Below are 13,965 nucleotides of genomic sequence, written 5' to 3'. Positions count from 1 at the left end.
AATTCTGTACTGAAAATGACGGCAGCGGTTGTTTTGGGGGCAACATTCGGAAGTGGCCTCCTCGGCTGCGGGAATCCGGAGCGGCCCCGCACCGACGGCCCCCGGGCGGCGGCCCACGCCACGTCCGGCCCGCCGTCCACCGCCCCGTCCGGCCCGCCGTCCACCGCCCCGTCCGCCACTCGCCCCGCCCCGGCCGGTGCGCTCGCGTCACCGCCGGCCGGGCGGAAGCCACCCACCATGGCACCGGGCCCGGCCGGTCTGACCCCGGTCTTCGAGCGCGTTCCGCGTACGGGCGGCGCCGCGGCTGGCGAGAAGGTCGTGGCCCTGACCTTCGACGCGGACATGACCGCCGACCAGGGGCCCCGCGCGGCCTCGGGCGAGCGCTTCGACCATCCGGAACTGATCGCGCTGCTGCGGCGGCTGAAAGTCCCCTCGACGATCTTCATGACGGGCCGGTGGGCGCAGGAGTATCCGGCGCAGGCCCGGTCGATCGGTACCGACCCGCTGTTCGAGATCGCCAACCACTCGTACCGGCACTACGCCTTCACGTCTCCCTGCTACGGCCTGCCGGTCGTCGGGAAGGCGGACATGCGCGAGGACGTGCGGCGCGCCTTCGCCGCGTTCCGCGCTGCGGGGGCGCGCAATGTGGTGCCGTACTTCCGCTTTCCCGGCGGCTGCTACGACGAGGCGGCGCTGCGCACACTGGCCTCGGAGAAGGTGACGGCGGTGCAGTGGGACGTCGTCAGCGGTGACGCGTTCGCCAAGGACGCGGACGCGGTGGCCGAGCAGGTGCTGGCGGGGGTGACGCCGGGATCGCTGGTGGTCATGCACTGCACGCGCAGCGCGGCACCGGTGACCGACGAGGCCGTGAAGCGGGTGGTGCCGGAGCTGCGCGCGCGTGGCTACCGGTTTGTGAAGGTCTCCGAGCTGATGCGGGGCTGAGCCGCGGATCGGCCGTCGGGCAGCGCGGACGGACGGGGCGCGCCCTGAGAACCTTCCAGGCCGCCGACGTCAGCCGGAGCAGGCCGTGCGCTCCGCTTCCCGCCATTCGCACACCGGGCACAGGGTGATGCCCTTGGCCGACTCCGGATACTCCGTCGGCTCGCGGCACAGCACGCATTCGGCGAACGGAGGACCCGCGTCGGTGCCCGTGGTCACCGGCTCCGGTGCGGGAGTCCCGCAGTACGAATCGTCCATACGTACGAGGGTACTCACTCGCGCACCGCGGTGAGCCGGCAGACGAGCGCTGCCACCGCGGCGGCGCCCGCGAGGGCGCCGGCCAGCGGCAGGACCGGCAGGTGCACCGTCCCGGACAGCGATCCGGACACCAGGCCCGTCACCGCGTACTTCGCCGGTGAACCACTGGTCACGAGGGCGAGCAGGACGCCCAGCACGGTGGCCACCACCGACCAGCCCCGGCGGTGCAGCACCGGCCGGGTGCACAGGGCCCCGGCCATCGCGCCCACCAGGACGCAGCACACGGTGGCGAGCAGCCCGGCGAGTCCGGCGGCCGGCAAGGGCACGTCGACGGCGCCGTCGGTGCTGACCGGTGCGCTGATCAGCAGGACGACGGTGACGGCCACGACGCCCGGGACCAGTGCCGAGCCCACGGCGGCGAGCAGCACGGAGAGGTGGACCCGCGGCTGCCCGACGACGGCGGCGGCGACGGTCCGCGCGGCGGGCGGCTCCTGGGTGGCACAGAGCTGGACGAACCACGCGGTGACCGGCACCAGCCCGGCGGCGGCGTAGCCGAGCGAGTCGAGGACGGGCTGCCCAGACCGGACCCCGACGGCGAGGAAGGCCGCGTAGAGGAGGACGGGGGCAAGCCAGCGCTGCGAGCGGCAGAGGTGGGCGGCCTGGTAGCGGAGGAGGGCCACCACGGCCCGGACGGGTGCGCCGCCCCGCGCGGGCGGGGGAGCCGAGGCGGGCGCGGGAGCCGAAGCGGCAGGCGCCGGAGTGCTCACCGGCAACTGCCGGGGAACGGGCGCGGGTTCCGGTCCGGCGGCGGGCTGCGGTTCCGGGGTCTCGCCGGCGGGTGACACCTGCTGGATGTGCCAGGGCCGGTGCGCCGTGAGGAGCGTGCGCAGGAGCGCGTCCGAGTCGGCCGCCGGCACCGTGAGGCGCACCGTTCCGTCTGGGCTCCGCTCCGGTGCGGAATGGCCCGGAAGGCCGGCGGGCAGGACGGCGTCCGGCGGCCCCGTGGCCTCGATGCGGACACGGGGGCCGGAGGGCCGCCGGGTGGCACGGACCGTCACCGGGGCGAGGGCGCGGCCGTCGATTCCGTACGCGGCGTCCACCGCGTCGGCCAGCCGGCGCGGGTCGTGGTCGACGAAGACGACGGTCGCACCGGACGCGACCAGTTCGGCGACGGCCCGGTCCAGTTCCTCGCGGGCCGGCCGGTCCAGGCCCGTCCACGCCTCGTCGAGGACGAGCAGCCCGGGGCCGGCCAGCAGCGCCTGCGCGACGGCCACCTTCTGGCTGGTGCCCTTGGAGAGTTCGGCGAGGGGCGTACGTGCGTGCTCGGCGGCCCCGAACCGTGTCAGCCAGTCCCGCGCCCGCTCCGCCGCCTCCCCGGTCGGCAGGCCCTGGACGCGGCCGAGGTGGACGAGGTAGCCGGCCGCCGTGAACGGCAGGGCCGCGGCGAAGCGCTCGGGGACGTACGCCGTCCGCGGCCGCCGGCCGGTGATCCGGCCCTCGCTCGGTGCGTCGATCCCGGCGAGCAGCCGCAACAGGGTCGACTTGCCGGTGCCGTTGGCGCCCTCGATCCGGACCAGGGCCCCCGCGGGCAGTTCCATGCCGACCCCGCGCAGGACCCAGGGGCCGCCGAGACCGTACCGGCGGCCCACACCCCGCAGCTTCAGTTGCCCGACGCCTTCTCGGGCCTGGCCTCGCTCGGCCGCACGATCACGAACCCCTCGCCCTGGAGCATCAGTTGGACGGCCTCGCCCGATCCGCCGCGCACCATCGAACCGAAGCTCTGCGAACGGTGCAGGGACGTGGTGAGCCGCTCGCTCCAGCCGACGACCGCGTCCGTGTCGACGTACACCGGCTGCGCCGCCGTGACGGGGATCACCAGCGGCTGACCCTCACATATCAGTCCGAGCTTTCCGAAGCCGCTGAAGACACTGTTGAAGAGGCCGCCACCGGTCATCCCGGCCCCCTTCACGGTCTTGATCTCGTACGACAGGGTGGCGTCGAAACACAGGACGTTGCGGCCGTTGACGGTCAGGACGTCGCCCTGCTCCATCTCCACGATGAAGCAGCTCGCCGCCTCGTGGGCGAACCACGCCTCACCCTGGCCGCGGACCGCCATGAGCGCCAGGCCCTCGCCGGTGACCGCGCGCTTGAGCATGCCGCCGATGCCCTGGCCCTTGCGCTCGAACTGGAGATTGCCGCGGAAGGCGATCATCGAGCCCTGGCGTGCGTGCATCTCGCCGTTGACTGCGTACTTGATGGACTTGTTGTTCTGCAGGGTCATTCCGGGGACGGTGGCCTGCTGGACCATGTGCTCGCTGGAAAAGAGATCGCTCTTCATGCGGAGCATCCTCACCCGGAGCCTTTCGTTCCGCCAAGAAGCGGGTCCCAGGTGCCTGGCAGACTGGGCGGGTGAGCAGCAACGACATCCCCGCGTCCGAGTCCGCCGGCACGTATCCCGCCGGGTCCGTTCCCACGGACAGCCCGTTCCGGACGGAGCCGACCGTCCGCGACGAGGCCCCGCAGTACGTCCTGCCGCTGGTGGTGCACATCGAGAAGGCGGCGCCCCCGGCCCGTACCGACGCGCTGCGCACCGCCGCGCGTGCCGTGCTCACGATCCTCTCCGACGAACGCTCGCTCGACGAGGGAGAGTGGGCGCAGGTCATGCGGGACTGGCAGGACGCCCGGATCCGCAAGGTGGTGCGCCGGGCACGCGGCGCGGAGTGGCGCAAGGCGTGCGCGCTGCCCGGGATCACCGTCACCGGCGACAGCGCCGAGGTGCGGGTCTACCCGCCGGTGCCACTGGACGGCTGGCCGAAGGAACTGGCCAGACTCCAGGTGTCGGGCACGGATCTCGACGACCCCGACCCCCCGGCCGCCCCCGACCCGGCCGGTCCTGTGCTCTGGCTCAACCCCGACCTCGACATGTCGGCGGGCAAGACGATGGCCCAGGCCGGGCACGGCGCCCAGCTCGCCTGGTGGGAGCTGTCGGACACCGAGCGCAAGGCGTGGCGCGAGGCCGGCTTCCCGCTCGCGGTGGCCACCCCGGACGCGGCCCGCTGGCGGGAGCTCACCGTGAGCGGCCTGCCGGTGGTGCGTGACGCCGGGTTCACCGAGATCGCCCCGGGGTCCTGCACGGTGGTCGCCGACCATCCCGCGCTGCGCCGCTGACTGAACATCCCTGCGCACACTTACGTACCTCCCGATACTGCCGTACCGGCATTACCGCCAAGTAGCCTGCACGGCGAATCAGTTGGCGGTTGATTCGACGCTGTCACGCATCGGCCCGGGAGAAACCTTGTTGCGACGCATCAACGGAACGGCCCTCATCATCGCGGCGCTCGTCGCCACGCTCGGCGCGCTCGCCTTCCCCATGTGGTCGTACGCCGACCGCTCGGGCACCGGCGAAGCCAACCTCAACGCGTCGAGCGTCGCCACCCAGTGGGGGCCGCTCTCCGCGACCGACCGGGACTTCCTGATCAAGGTGCGGCTCGCCGGGCTGTGGGAGCTGCCCGCCGGGCAGCAGGCGATCCAGCGGGCCCCCAGCGAGGCCACGAAGGCCGCGGGTGACCACCTCGTCGTGGGTCACACCGATCTGGACCGACGGGCCCGGGACGTGGCGGCCAAGCTCGGGATCGAGCTGCCGAACCAGCCCACCGCCCAGCAGCAGGCCTGGCTGCGGGAGCTCACGGCGGCGAGCGGCGAGGAGTACGAGCGGAAGTTCGCCAACCTGCTGCGGGCCGCGCACGGCAAGGTGTTCGCGCTGGTCGCCCAGGTGCGGCACACCACCCGTAACGCGCTGATACGGCAGCTGGCGTCGGACGCCAATCAGACGGTGCTCGATCACATCACCATGCTGGAGGGCACCGGATTCGTCGACTTCGACCGCCTGGCGCGCGAGGCGGCGGGCGCCTCGACGGCCAGTCCCTCGGGCCCGCCCGGACCGTCCGGCGGAGGGGTGCCGCAGGTCCCGGTGCCGGTCACACCCACCGGGGACCAGTCGTTCACCTCCCGCCCCGTGCCCGCCACGATGATGCCGATGCCCTGACGGGTGGCTCCCGGCGGGAACCTCAAATGAAGCTCTGAACGTCCCCCTGTTCGGATTCAGCACCGCCCGCCGGGGCCATCACCCCTGCACGGAACGACCTGGGGGGACACGTATGAGGCTGGGAATCGGGATCGGCTGGCGGCCGGAGATCGCGGACACCGTGGCGACGCTGCCCGGAATCGACTGGGTCGAGGCGGTCGCGGAGAACATCTGCACCGGCCACCCCCCGGAGGCGCTGATGCGGCTCAGGGAGCGCGGCGTCACCGTCGTCCCGCACGGTGTCTCCCTCGGGCTCGGCGGCGCCGACCGCCCGGACCCCGGCCGTCTCTCGGACCTGGCGGCGCGGGCCACCCTGCTCGGTGCGCCGCTGGTGACGGAGCACATCGCGTTCGTGCGCGGCGGGGGGCCGCTCACCGCGTCGCCGAGGCTCGAAGCGGGCCATCTGCTGCCCGTGCCCCGCACCTGGGACACCCTGGACGTCCTGTGCGAGAACGTACGGATCGCACAGGACTCGCTGCCCGTGCCGCTGGCGCTGGAGAACATCGCGGCGCTGATCTCCTGGCCCGACGAGGAGCTGACCGAGGGGCAGTTCCTCGCCGAACTCGTCGAGCGCACCGGGGTCCGGCTGCTGATCGACGTCGCCAATCTGCACACCAACCACGTCAACCGCGGCGAGGACCCGGCCACGGCGCTCGACGAGCTGCCCGTCGAGGCCATCGCGTACGTCCATGTCGCGGGCGGCGTCCAGAAGGACGGTGTCTGGCACGACACGCACGCACACCCCGTGACGCGGCCCGTGCTCGACGTCCTCGCCGAGCTGCGCTCCCGGACAGACCCGCCCGGCGTGCTGCTGGAGCGCGACGACGACTTCCCGCCCGCCGCCGAACTGGCGGGCGAACTGACCACGATCCGCACGACCCTGGAGGCCGCGGCGGCTTCCTCCCGGGCGGACGGGGCGCGGTCGGAGGGCGGGCGCCCCGAGCGGGCCGCGGCCCCGGTGGAGGGCGCCCGGGACCGCTCCGCCGTCGCCCAGACCGCCCTGCTCTCGGCGCTGGTCGCGGGCACCCCCGCGCCGGAGGGCTTCGACCACAGGCGGCTCGCGGTGCAGAGCCGGGCCCTGGCCGCGAAGCGGGCCGGGGTCGTCGCGAAGGTGGCCCCGGAACTCCCGGAGATCCTCGGCGACGGCTACCGCCGCGCGTTCATCGACTACGCGAGGACCCACCCGATGACCGACGGGTACCGTCGCGACGCGGTGGACTTCGCCGAGCGGCTGCTGATCGACGGGCTCCCGGCGGACCACGTGGCCCGGCGCCGGCTGACCCGCTGGTGGCAGGACTGCGTCGATCCGCGTCCGCAGCGCCGTACCGTCCGACTGGTCCGTGCGGCCCGTGCCGCTCTCGTGGGGAAGTGACCCGATGAACGCTCTCGCCATCCTGCTGAACCTCGCCGTGGCTGTCACCTCGGTCCTTCTGATCTCCCGCGCCGTCGCCGCTCGCCGCTCCGTCCCGGGAGCCGACAGCCAGGTGCACGACCTCTACGAGGCGGCTTTCCTCAACGGCGGCCCGGCCAGAGTGGTGGACACCGCGCTGACCGCCCTGCATACGGACGGCCGGCTGACCGTCGGCGGTCCCGGCATCGTCGCCGTCCTGCGGAACGAGGCCCGCGATCCGGTGGAACGCGCCGTACTCCAGGAGCTCGCCGCAGCCCCGAGCGGCGCGCTGCACACGCTGCGGGCCGCGGTGATGCGCCACCCCGCCGTACAGGAGACCGGCGACGGGCTCGCGGCGCGCGGTCTGCTCGTCGCCCCCGCCACGCACCGCCCGCTCCGCGTGTGGGCCCTCGCCCAGGGCATCGGCTGCATCGTGGCCCTGCCGGTCTCCCTGGTGCTCACCTTCGTCCAGTACGCCCTGCAGGAGGGCTACTCGGACATCCCGTTCCCCTTCATCGTCAAGGTGCTGCCCATCCTGCTGATCGGCTCCGTGACCGGCATGGTCGTGGCCTCGTCCACCACGAGGCGGATCACAGCTGCGGGCCGGCGGGCGGCCGACGCCTACCGCGCCGCGCACGCCTACGCGATGACCCCGGCCCACCTGGTGGCCACGCTGGGGCTGCGCGCGCTGCCCGACCCCGTACTCCAGGCCCAGCTGATCGCCGCAGCCCGGGTCCGGACCACCGGACGGCGCGGGTCCTCGGTGTCCACGGACTCCTCGGCCGCCTCTCCGGCGCTCCTCGTGCCGGCGGTGTGGTGCGCCGGGGTGGGTCCCGGCAGTGCGAGCTGCGGGAGTTCCAGCGGAGGCGGCAGCGGCAGCGGGGGCGGCTGCGGAGGCGGAGGCGGGGGCGGCTGCGGCTCGGGCGGCGGGTCCTCCTGCAGCTCCGGCTCCAGCTGCGGAGGGAGCAGCGGTGGCGGGGGCGGCGGGTCGAGCTGCGGAGGCAGTTCCGGCGGTTCCAGCTGCGGAAGCAGTTCCTGAGCACAGGCCGAAACCGGCCAGGCGTACCGGCTGTTGGACCAGGGCGCGTCCGCATCGTGAACAGGGCATGGCGCAGCGGGCCCCCCTCGCACTAGAAATCCGGGCATGCTCTGGGTCTTGTTCCTGCTGGTCGCGTGGGCCGTGGCGGCTTTGTCATGTATCCGCCTCTGCCTCGCCACCGCCGTGGTGGCGCCCCGGCCCGCCGCCACCACGCCGGAACCCGCACGCCACGCACTGAATCTGTACGAGACGGCCTTCCTGGCCGGGGGCCCGCACCGGGTCGCCGATCTGGCGCTGGTCTCGATGCATCTGCGGCGCCGGCTGCTGCTCGCCCACACCGGCTGGGCGACCGTCGTCGATCCCGAGGGCCGTGACGAGGTCGAACGCACCGTCATACGGGCCATAGGGCCGGAGGGTCAGTCCCGGATAGCGCCGGTACGGGCCGCCGCGGCCGCCGCCGAGGGCGTACGCGCCCTGGCCGACCGGCTCGTCGCCGCGGGCCTGGCCGTTCCGCACGGGACCCGTACGGGCGTCGCGTCGGCGGCACGTGCGGTGCGCGCTTCGGCGGTTCTCGTCGTGGTGCTGGCCGGCGCCGCGGTGCTCCTCCCGGGCCGGGAGTCGGACGGCGCGGGACCGGTGGTGGCCTGGTTCGGGTTGCCGTTGGTGCTCACGCTGGGGTGCCTCGCGATCGCCCGCGTCGAGAACTACCCGTACAGCCCGTGGGCCTCGCCGTCCGGGCAGCAGCGGCTCGACTCCCTGCCCGCCCCGGTGTCCGGCGCCGACCGCGACCTGCTGGCCGCGGTGGCCGTCCAGGGTGTGCGCGCCGTGGAGGACCCCGCCCTGCGTGCGGCCCTGACCGGGCGTCGGACCGGCTGGTCGGCCCATCCGGGGCATTACATGTGACATTGCGGTGTGGTGCTTTACATCGCTGATCACGCGCCCGACCATCCCTCTTCGGCTTCACGGGGCCGCCGGTCCCACCGGTCCCACGGACCCAACCGGTCCCACCGGCTGTACGAAGGGAACGCGCGTGAGAGCAGCAGCGCTGTACGGAACCGTCGTGTGCGTGGCCCTGGCGGTCGCGTCCGCTCCCCCGCCCCCCGCCACGGCCCTCGACCGCACACCGCCTCCGTCCGCCGAGGCGCGCGGCACCCAGCTCGCGGCGGCCCGCGCCGCGGCCACCGGAATCTCCTTCGGGCCGTGTCCCGAGGAGGAGATGCTGCCCGATTCCCTCCGGTGCGGCACCGTCCGCGTCCCGCTGGACTACGCGGCGCCGTACGGCCGGCAGATCGAACTCGTCGTCAGCCGCGCGCTCGCGACCGGCGATGCTGACGAGCACCAGGGCTCGTTCGTCTACAACCCGGGCGGGCCCGGCGCGTCCAGCATCACCTTCCCGCTGGTCGGTGAGATGCCGGAGTGGAAGAAGATCGCCCGCGCGTACGACATCGTGGGCTACGCCCCGCGCGGCGTCACCCCCTCGGCCCCGCTCTCCTGCCAGGACCCCGCCGCGTTCGCCGAGGCGCCCGCCGACCTGCCGGTGCACCCCTCACCGGCGTACAAACAGCGGCGGATCGAGCGGGCCAAGGCGTACGCGGACGGCTGCGCGCGCGACGCGGGTCCGGCGCTGCGGCACTACACCTCGCTCAACAACGCCCGTGATCTGGACGTCCTGCGGGCGGCGCTCGGTGAGCGGAGGCTGACGTTCATGGGCGCCTCGTACGGCACGTACTTCGGGGCGGTGTACGCCACGCTCTTCCCCTCGCACGTCCGGCGCCTGGTCTTCGACTCGGCCGTCGATCCCGACCCGGACCAGATCTGGTACCGCTCGAACCTCGACCAGTCGCCGGCCTTCGAGTCCCGCTGGGAGGACTTCCGGACCTGGGTCGCCAAGCACGATGCGGTCTACCGCCTCGGCACCGACGCCGAGGCGGTGCAGCGGAGTTACGACACCGTGCGCAGGGCCGTCGCCCGGCGGCCCGCGGGCGGGAAGGTCGGGCCCGCACAGCTGCACTCCGCGTTTCTCGGCGCCGTGTACTACGACGACTACTGGGCGATGCGGGCGACGGCGCTCTCGGAGTACGTACGGGGCAATCCGAAGCCGCTGGCCGACCAGGCGTCACCCCGCGCGGCGGCGGCGCGGGACAACGAGAACGCCAACGCGGTCTACACGGCGGTCCAGTGCAACGACGCGCCGTGGCCGACGGACTGGCGGGTGTGGGACCGCGACCACACGGCGGTCGCCAGGATCGCCCCGTTCGAGACCTGGGCCAATGCCTGGATGAACCTGCCGTGCGCCTACTGGCCCGCGCCCCGGCAGGAGCCCGTCGACGTCCGTACGGAGTGGGGCGAGCTGCCCCCGGTCCTCATCCTGGCGGCCGAACGCGATGCGGCGACCCCGTACGAGGGAGCGCTCGCCCTCCAGCGGCGGCTGCGCGGCGCGGCGCTCGTTACGGAGCGGAGCGCCGGCTCGCACGGCGTCGGCGGCGGCACCAACGCCTGCGTCAACAAGCATCTGGAGGCGTACCTGCTGACCGGAAGAACACCGGTGCGGCGCGCGGAATGCGCGCCGCACCGGGAGCCGAACCCGGTGTCGCTGGAACGACGGGCGGGGCGAGAAGTGCCGGTGCCCACCGTCTGATCTTCCGGGTTGGGGTGGTCGGGAATCGCTGGCTATGCGAGCCCGGCCACCAGGTCTGCGACCGACTTGCGGCGGCCCGTGTAGAACGGGACCTCTTCGCGGACGTGGAGCCGCGCCTCGGAGGCGCGCAGGTGGCGCATGAGGTCGACGATGCGGTACAGCTCGTCGGCCTCGAACGCGAGAAGCCACTCGTAGTCGCCGAGGGAGAAGGAGGCGACGGTGTTGGCGCGGACGTCCGGGTAGCCGCGGGCCATCTTGCCGTGGTCCGCGAGCATGCGACGGCGGTCCTCGTCCGGCAGCAGGTACCAGTCGTAGGAGCGCACGAAGGGGTAGACGCTGATGTAGTTGCGCGGCGTCTCGTCGGCCAGGAAGGCCGGGATGTGCGACTTGTTGAACTCGGCGGGGCGGTGCAGCGCCATGTTCGACCAGACCGGCTCCAGGGCGCGGCCCAGCCTGGTGCGCCGGAAGAGGTTGTACGCCTCCTGGAGCTCGTCGGCCGTCTCGGCGTGCCACCAGATCATGAGGTCCGCGTCGGCGCGCAGCCCGGACACGTCGTACGTACCGCGCACGGTGACGTCCTTCGCGGTGAGCTGGTCGAACAGCTCCTGGACCTCATCGGCGTAGCCGGCACGGTCCAGCGGCAGCACGTCGCGCAGCTTGAAGACCGACCACAGGGTGTAGCGGATGACCTCGTTGAGGTCCTTGGCCTTCTTGCCGGCGTTCGGGGCCTTGCTTGATGTCGCACTCTCAGCAGCACTCATACGGCTATTGTCCCGCCTCGCTCCGAGTGCCCTGAACCAGGGGTGGGGTGTCGATGATCTCCCCCGTGATGTCGCGGGCGATCTCGTCCGCCGCGCGCTGGGCACTCGCGATGCAGGCCGGGATGCCGACACCGTCGTACACCGCTCCGCACACCCGGAGACCCGGCAGCTTGGCGACCTCCTCGCGGATACGGGCGACGCGGGTGAGGTGTCCGACCGGATACTGCGGGAGGCCGCCGATCCACCGGGTGACCTCGGTGTCGACGGGGGCGGCCGCGAGTCCGGTCGCGTCGGCGAGGTCGCGCAGGGACACGTCGACGAGCTCGTTGTCCTCGCGGTGGAGGTGGTCCTCCTCGCCGTACCTGCCCACGGACGTACGCAGGACGAAGAGATCGGGCGCGGCGTCCGCCACCCACTGCCACTTGTGGCTGGAGAAGGTGGACGCCTTGATCGTGCGGCCGTCGACCGGCGGTACGAGGAAGCCGGAGCGCCCCTGGAGCGCCTCGGTCGCCGCGATGTCGGAGCGTCGGAACGCCATGGTGACGAGGGCCATCGAGGCGTACTCGACCCCGGCCAGTTCGGCGGAGGCGGCCGGGGACTCGGCGGCGAGGAGTGTCGAGGCGGACCAGGCGGGGGTGGCCAGGACGATCCCGTCGGCGGTGATCACGCGGGTGTCGGTCCGGACGTCCCAGCCCGCGGCGGTCCGGGTCAGGCCGAGAACGGGCGTACGGGTCAGGATCTCGGCTCCCCCGGCGCGTACGGCACCGGCGACGGCGTCGGGCAGGCTGCCGATGCCGCCGTCGATGCCCTGGAACACCGGGCCCGTCTGCTGCCGGGCCGCGGCCCTCTCCTGGGCACGCCGTACGCCGTCGAGCAGCGAGCCGCCCTCCTTCACGACCTCGAAGAGCTGCGGTACGGCGGCGCGCATCGAGATCCGGTAGGCGTCGCCGGCGTACACCCCGCCGAGCAGCGGCTCCACGAGCCGGTCGACGACCTCGCGGCCGAGCCGGTCGGCGACGTACGCGCCCACGGCGACGTCGTCGCCCACGGCGGTGGGGGTCAGGTCGCGTTCCTCGGCGATACGGGCGAGGCCCGCCGGGGAGAGGAGGCCGCTGAGCGCCGCCGGGTCGCCGGGGACGCCCATGAGGTGGCCCTTGGGCATGGGGCGCAGTGCGTCCCGGGTCCACACCGACGCGGTGGCGGTGGCGGGCGGCTGGAGACGGTCGCCGAGTCCGACGGCCCTGGCCAGTCCGACCGCTTCGGGGCGGCGCGCGAGCATCGACTCCGCGCCGAGATCCACCAGCGTCCCCGCGATCTCGCCCGTCATGAGCTTGCCGCCGACGCGGTCCGTCGCCTCCAGGAGCGTGACGCGCAGCCCGGTGGCGAGCAGCCGGTGCGCGGCGGCCAGACCGGCGATGCCGCCGCCGATGACGACGACATGACCCGTGCGCGTGTTCACGCGCTGATGAGAACCCTGCATGGGTCCACTCTCTCAAACCCGTACCGAGTCCCGACCGTGACCGCATCGAAACCGCTGGCAGGCAACCCGGACCCGGGTGCCGCACGTCGAACCGGCAACGTCAACCACCACCCTGGGGGGACCAGTTATGGACACCGAGCGGCACATGGACCGACCACTCGCCCTGTCGCTTCCCGACCGGCGGAACCGGCGCACCACCGCGGCGCTGGCCGCGGGTCTGCTGGCCGCCCTGCTGGCCGTCGGCGGCTGCGGCGCCGACGATGCCGGCAGCGGGAACGACAAGGCCATGTCACAGGCGGACTCGAAGGCGGACGGCGCCGGTTCGGCGGCGGACAGGTCGTCCGCGGCGAAGTCCGCCGACGGCTCCAGTAGCGCGGCTGAGGCCGACAAGCCGAAGTCGGCCGTCACCCACGTCATCCGCACGTCCACGCTGTTCGTCGAGGTGAAGGACGTAACGAGGGCGGTCGCGGCGGCCCGGGCCACGACGGAGGGCGCCGGGGGTCTCGTGTCGAACGAGAGCACGGAGCGGGTCGACGACGAGCACGAGAGCTCGCACCTCGTGCTGCGCGTGCCCGAGGACCGGTACCCGGACGTCCTGCGGAGTCTCGCGGGCTCCGGGAAGCTGCTGTCCCGAACGTCGAACGCGAAGGACGTCACCGACCAGGTCGTCGACGTCGACAGCCGGATCGCCACCCAGAAGGCGAGCGTCGCCCGGGTCCGGAAGCTGATGGACCAGGCCGAGAAGCTCTCCGACGTGGTGACGCTGGAGGGTGAACTGAGCAGCCGCCAGGCTTCCTTGGAGTCCCTCCTCGCCCAGCAGGCCAGTCTGAGGGACCGCACCTCGCTGGCGACGATCACGCTCGAGCTCGTGGAGCCGGATTCCCCGGCCGCGAAGCCGGACGACGACGAGCCGGGCTTCCTGGACGCGCTGGGCGGCGGCTGGGACGCGTTCGTGACGATGCTGCGCTGGATCGCCATGGCGATCGGGGCGTCGGCCCCGTTCCTGGCGGTGGCGGCGATCGCCCTGCTGGTCTGGCGCCGGCTGCGCAACCGCAGGACCCCGGCCGCCGGACCGCAGCCGAGCCCGTCCGCGGCCCCGGCCTCCGAACCGTCCGAGGCGAGGCCCGCGAGCCCGTCGGGCGACTGAGTGCGGCGGCCGAGGACACAGGGGGCCGCAGGGCACGCGACCCGTACGGCGTCGTAGCGTGGGCCACCGGACACGCACGGCGAAGGGACCCGGCATGGCAGCGGAGCGACTGGTCGTCATCGGGGGCGGCGCGGCGGGGCAGTGCGCCCCGGGGCAGGCCCCCCGGCGCAAAGGGGCCCCCCCGCGGAGCAAAGGCGGGGTAGAGCCGGGGCCCCTAACCCCGGAAAAC

13 protein-coding genes and 1 pseudogene are annotated in these 13,965 nt (G+C 73.3%); 8 read left to right on the top strand and 6 right to left on the bottom strand.

Annotated elements, in window-relative coordinates:
- Window positions 1-15 precede the first annotated feature (15 nt).
- Window positions 16-942 (top strand): polysaccharide deacetylase family protein, encoded by a 927-nt coding sequence (locus ACFWSK_RS09725; protein WP_383783356.1) that lies wholly within the window; start codon window positions 16-18, stop codon window positions 940-942.
- 69 nt (window positions 943-1,011) lie between these two features.
- Here ACFWSK_RS09725 and ACFWSK_RS09720 read toward each other — a convergent pair whose 3' ends face one another.
- From ACFWSK_RS09720 to ACFWSK_RS09705, 4 genes and pseudogenes are all read right to left on the bottom strand, one after another.
- Complete coding sequence (locus ACFWSK_RS09720; RefSeq protein ID WP_383783323.1) at window positions 1,012-1,197, bottom strand: hypothetical protein; 186 nt, start codon at window positions 1,195-1,197, stop codon at window positions 1,012-1,014.
- Window positions 1,198-1,211: 14 nt separating this feature from the next.
- Entirely contained in the window at window positions 1,212-1,880 is a 669-nt protein-coding gene (locus ACFWSK_RS09715; RefSeq protein WP_383783355.1) for an ABC transporter, read from the bottom strand.
- Between the two features lie 594 nt (window positions 1,881-2,474).
- A pseudogene (locus ACFWSK_RS09710) lies at window positions 2,475-2,795 on the bottom strand (ATP-binding cassette domain-containing protein); the annotation flags it as partial.
- 62 nt (window positions 2,796-2,857) lie between these two features.
- Window positions 2,858-3,535 carry an AIM24 family protein gene (locus tag ACFWSK_RS09705; RefSeq protein WP_383783322.1) on the bottom strand — a complete coding sequence of 226 codons (678 nt, stop codon included), beginning with the start codon at window positions 3,533-3,535 and terminating at the stop codon, window positions 2,858-2,860.
- 71 nt (window positions 3,536-3,606) lie between these two features.
- Here ACFWSK_RS09705 and ACFWSK_RS09700 point away from each other — a divergent pair, with 71 nt between their 5' ends.
- The 6 genes from ACFWSK_RS09700 to ACFWSK_RS09675 all read left to right on the top strand — a co-directional run bounded on the left by ACFWSK_RS09700 (window position 3,607) and on the right by ACFWSK_RS09675 (window position 10,348).
- Window positions 3,607-4,365 (top strand): peptidyl-tRNA hydrolase, encoded by a 759-nt coding sequence (locus ACFWSK_RS09700; RefSeq protein ID WP_383783321.1) that lies wholly within the window; start codon window positions 3,607-3,609, stop codon window positions 4,363-4,365.
- Window positions 4,366-4,495: 130 nt separating this feature from the next.
- Window positions 4,496-5,242, top strand: a complete 747-nt coding sequence (locus tag ACFWSK_RS09695) for a DUF4142 domain-containing protein (RefSeq protein ID WP_383783354.1) — start codon at window positions 4,496-4,498, stop codon at window positions 5,240-5,242.
- A 112-nt stretch (window positions 5,243-5,354) separates the two neighbouring features.
- Window positions 5,355-6,653, top strand: a complete 1,299-nt coding sequence (locus ACFWSK_RS09690; RefSeq protein ID WP_383783320.1) for a DUF692 domain-containing protein — start codon at window positions 5,355-5,357, stop codon at window positions 6,651-6,653.
- Window positions 6,654-6,657: 4 nt separating this feature from the next.
- Entirely contained in the window at window positions 6,658-7,710 is a 1,053-nt protein-coding gene (locus ACFWSK_RS09685; RefSeq protein WP_383783319.1) for a TIGR04222 domain-containing membrane protein, read from the top strand.
- Window positions 7,711-7,815: 105 nt separating this feature from the next.
- A complete protein-coding gene (locus ACFWSK_RS09680) occupies window positions 7,816-8,613 on the top strand; it encodes a TIGR04222 domain-containing membrane protein (RefSeq protein ID WP_383783318.1) in 798 nt (265 codons plus the stop codon).
- A 169-nt stretch (window positions 8,614-8,782) separates the two neighbouring features.
- Window positions 8,783-10,348 carry an alpha/beta hydrolase gene (locus ACFWSK_RS09675; RefSeq protein WP_383783353.1) on the top strand — a complete coding sequence of 522 codons (1,566 nt, stop codon included), beginning with the start codon at window positions 8,783-8,785 and terminating at the stop codon, window positions 10,346-10,348.
- Window positions 10,349-10,380: 32 nt separating this feature from the next.
- Here the strand turns inward: ACFWSK_RS09675 and hemQ are convergent, their stop codons facing one another.
- Together hemQ and hemG are read right to left on the bottom strand one after the other, a co-directional pair.
- The gene (gene hemQ / locus ACFWSK_RS09670; protein ID WP_383783317.1) at window positions 10,381-11,109 is read right to left on the bottom strand and encodes a hydrogen peroxide-dependent heme synthase; all 729 of its coding nucleotides are present in this window, start codon (window positions 11,107-11,109) and stop codon (window positions 10,381-10,383) included.
- A gap of 4 nt (window positions 11,110-11,113) precedes the next feature.
- Window positions 11,114-12,589: a protoporphyrinogen oxidase gene (gene hemG, locus ACFWSK_RS09665; RefSeq protein ID WP_383783316.1), complete on the bottom strand. Its 1,476-nt coding sequence runs from the start codon at window positions 12,587-12,589 to the stop codon at window positions 11,114-11,116.
- Between the two features lie 145 nt (window positions 12,590-12,734).
- On the opposite strand from hemG, the gene ACFWSK_RS09660 reads away from it, so the two are divergent.
- On the top strand, window positions 12,735-13,736 hold the full coding sequence (locus ACFWSK_RS09660) for a DUF4349 domain-containing protein (protein ID WP_383783315.1): 1,002 nt from the start codon (window positions 12,735-12,737) through the stop codon (window positions 13,734-13,736).
- Window positions 13,737-13,965 lie beyond the last annotated feature (229 nt).

Origin of the sequence: Streptomyces sp. NPDC058620 (assembly GCF_042717135.1) — a bacterium.
In the GTDB taxonomy this organism is placed as follows: domain Bacteria; phylum Actinomycetota; class Actinomycetes; order Streptomycetales; family Streptomycetaceae; genus Streptomyces.
The sequence above is the reverse complement of the archived record's forward strand: the minus strand, read 5'-3'. Positions and strand labels throughout refer to the sequence as shown.

Bases quoted from the DNA above. Each gene is read 5' to 3' on its own strand.
- ACFWSK_RS09725 (WP_383783356.1), top strand. From the start codon at position 16: ATGACGGCAGCGGTTGTTTTGGGGGCAACATTCGGAAGTGGCCTCCTC.
- ACFWSK_RS09720 (WP_383783323.1), bottom strand. From the start codon at position 1,197: ATGGACGATTCGTACTGCGGGACTCCCGCACCGGAGCCGGTGACCACG.
- ACFWSK_RS09705 (WP_383783322.1), bottom strand. From the start codon at position 3,535: ATGAAGAGCGATCTCTTTTCCAGCGAGCACATGGTCCAGCAGGCCACC.
- ACFWSK_RS09690 (WP_383783320.1), top strand. From the start codon at position 5,355: ATGAGGCTGGGAATCGGGATCGGCTGGCGGCCGGAGATCGCGGACACC.
- ACFWSK_RS09685 (WP_383783319.1), top strand. From the start codon at position 6,658: ATGAACGCTCTCGCCATCCTGCTGAACCTCGCCGTGGCTGTCACCTCG.
- ACFWSK_RS09680 (WP_383783318.1), top strand. From the start codon at position 7,816: ATGCTCTGGGTCTTGTTCCTGCTGGTCGCGTGGGCCGTGGCGGCTTTG.
- hemQ (WP_383783317.1), bottom strand. From the start codon at position 11,109: ATGAGTGCTGCTGAGAGTGCGACATCAAGCAAGGCCCCGAACGCCGGC.
- hemG (WP_383783316.1), bottom strand. From the start codon at position 12,589: ATGCAGGGTTCTCATCAGCGCGTGAACACGCGCACGGGTCATGTCGTC.
- ACFWSK_RS09660 (WP_383783315.1), top strand. From the start codon at position 12,735: ATGGACCGACCACTCGCCCTGTCGCTTCCCGACCGGCGGAACCGGCGC.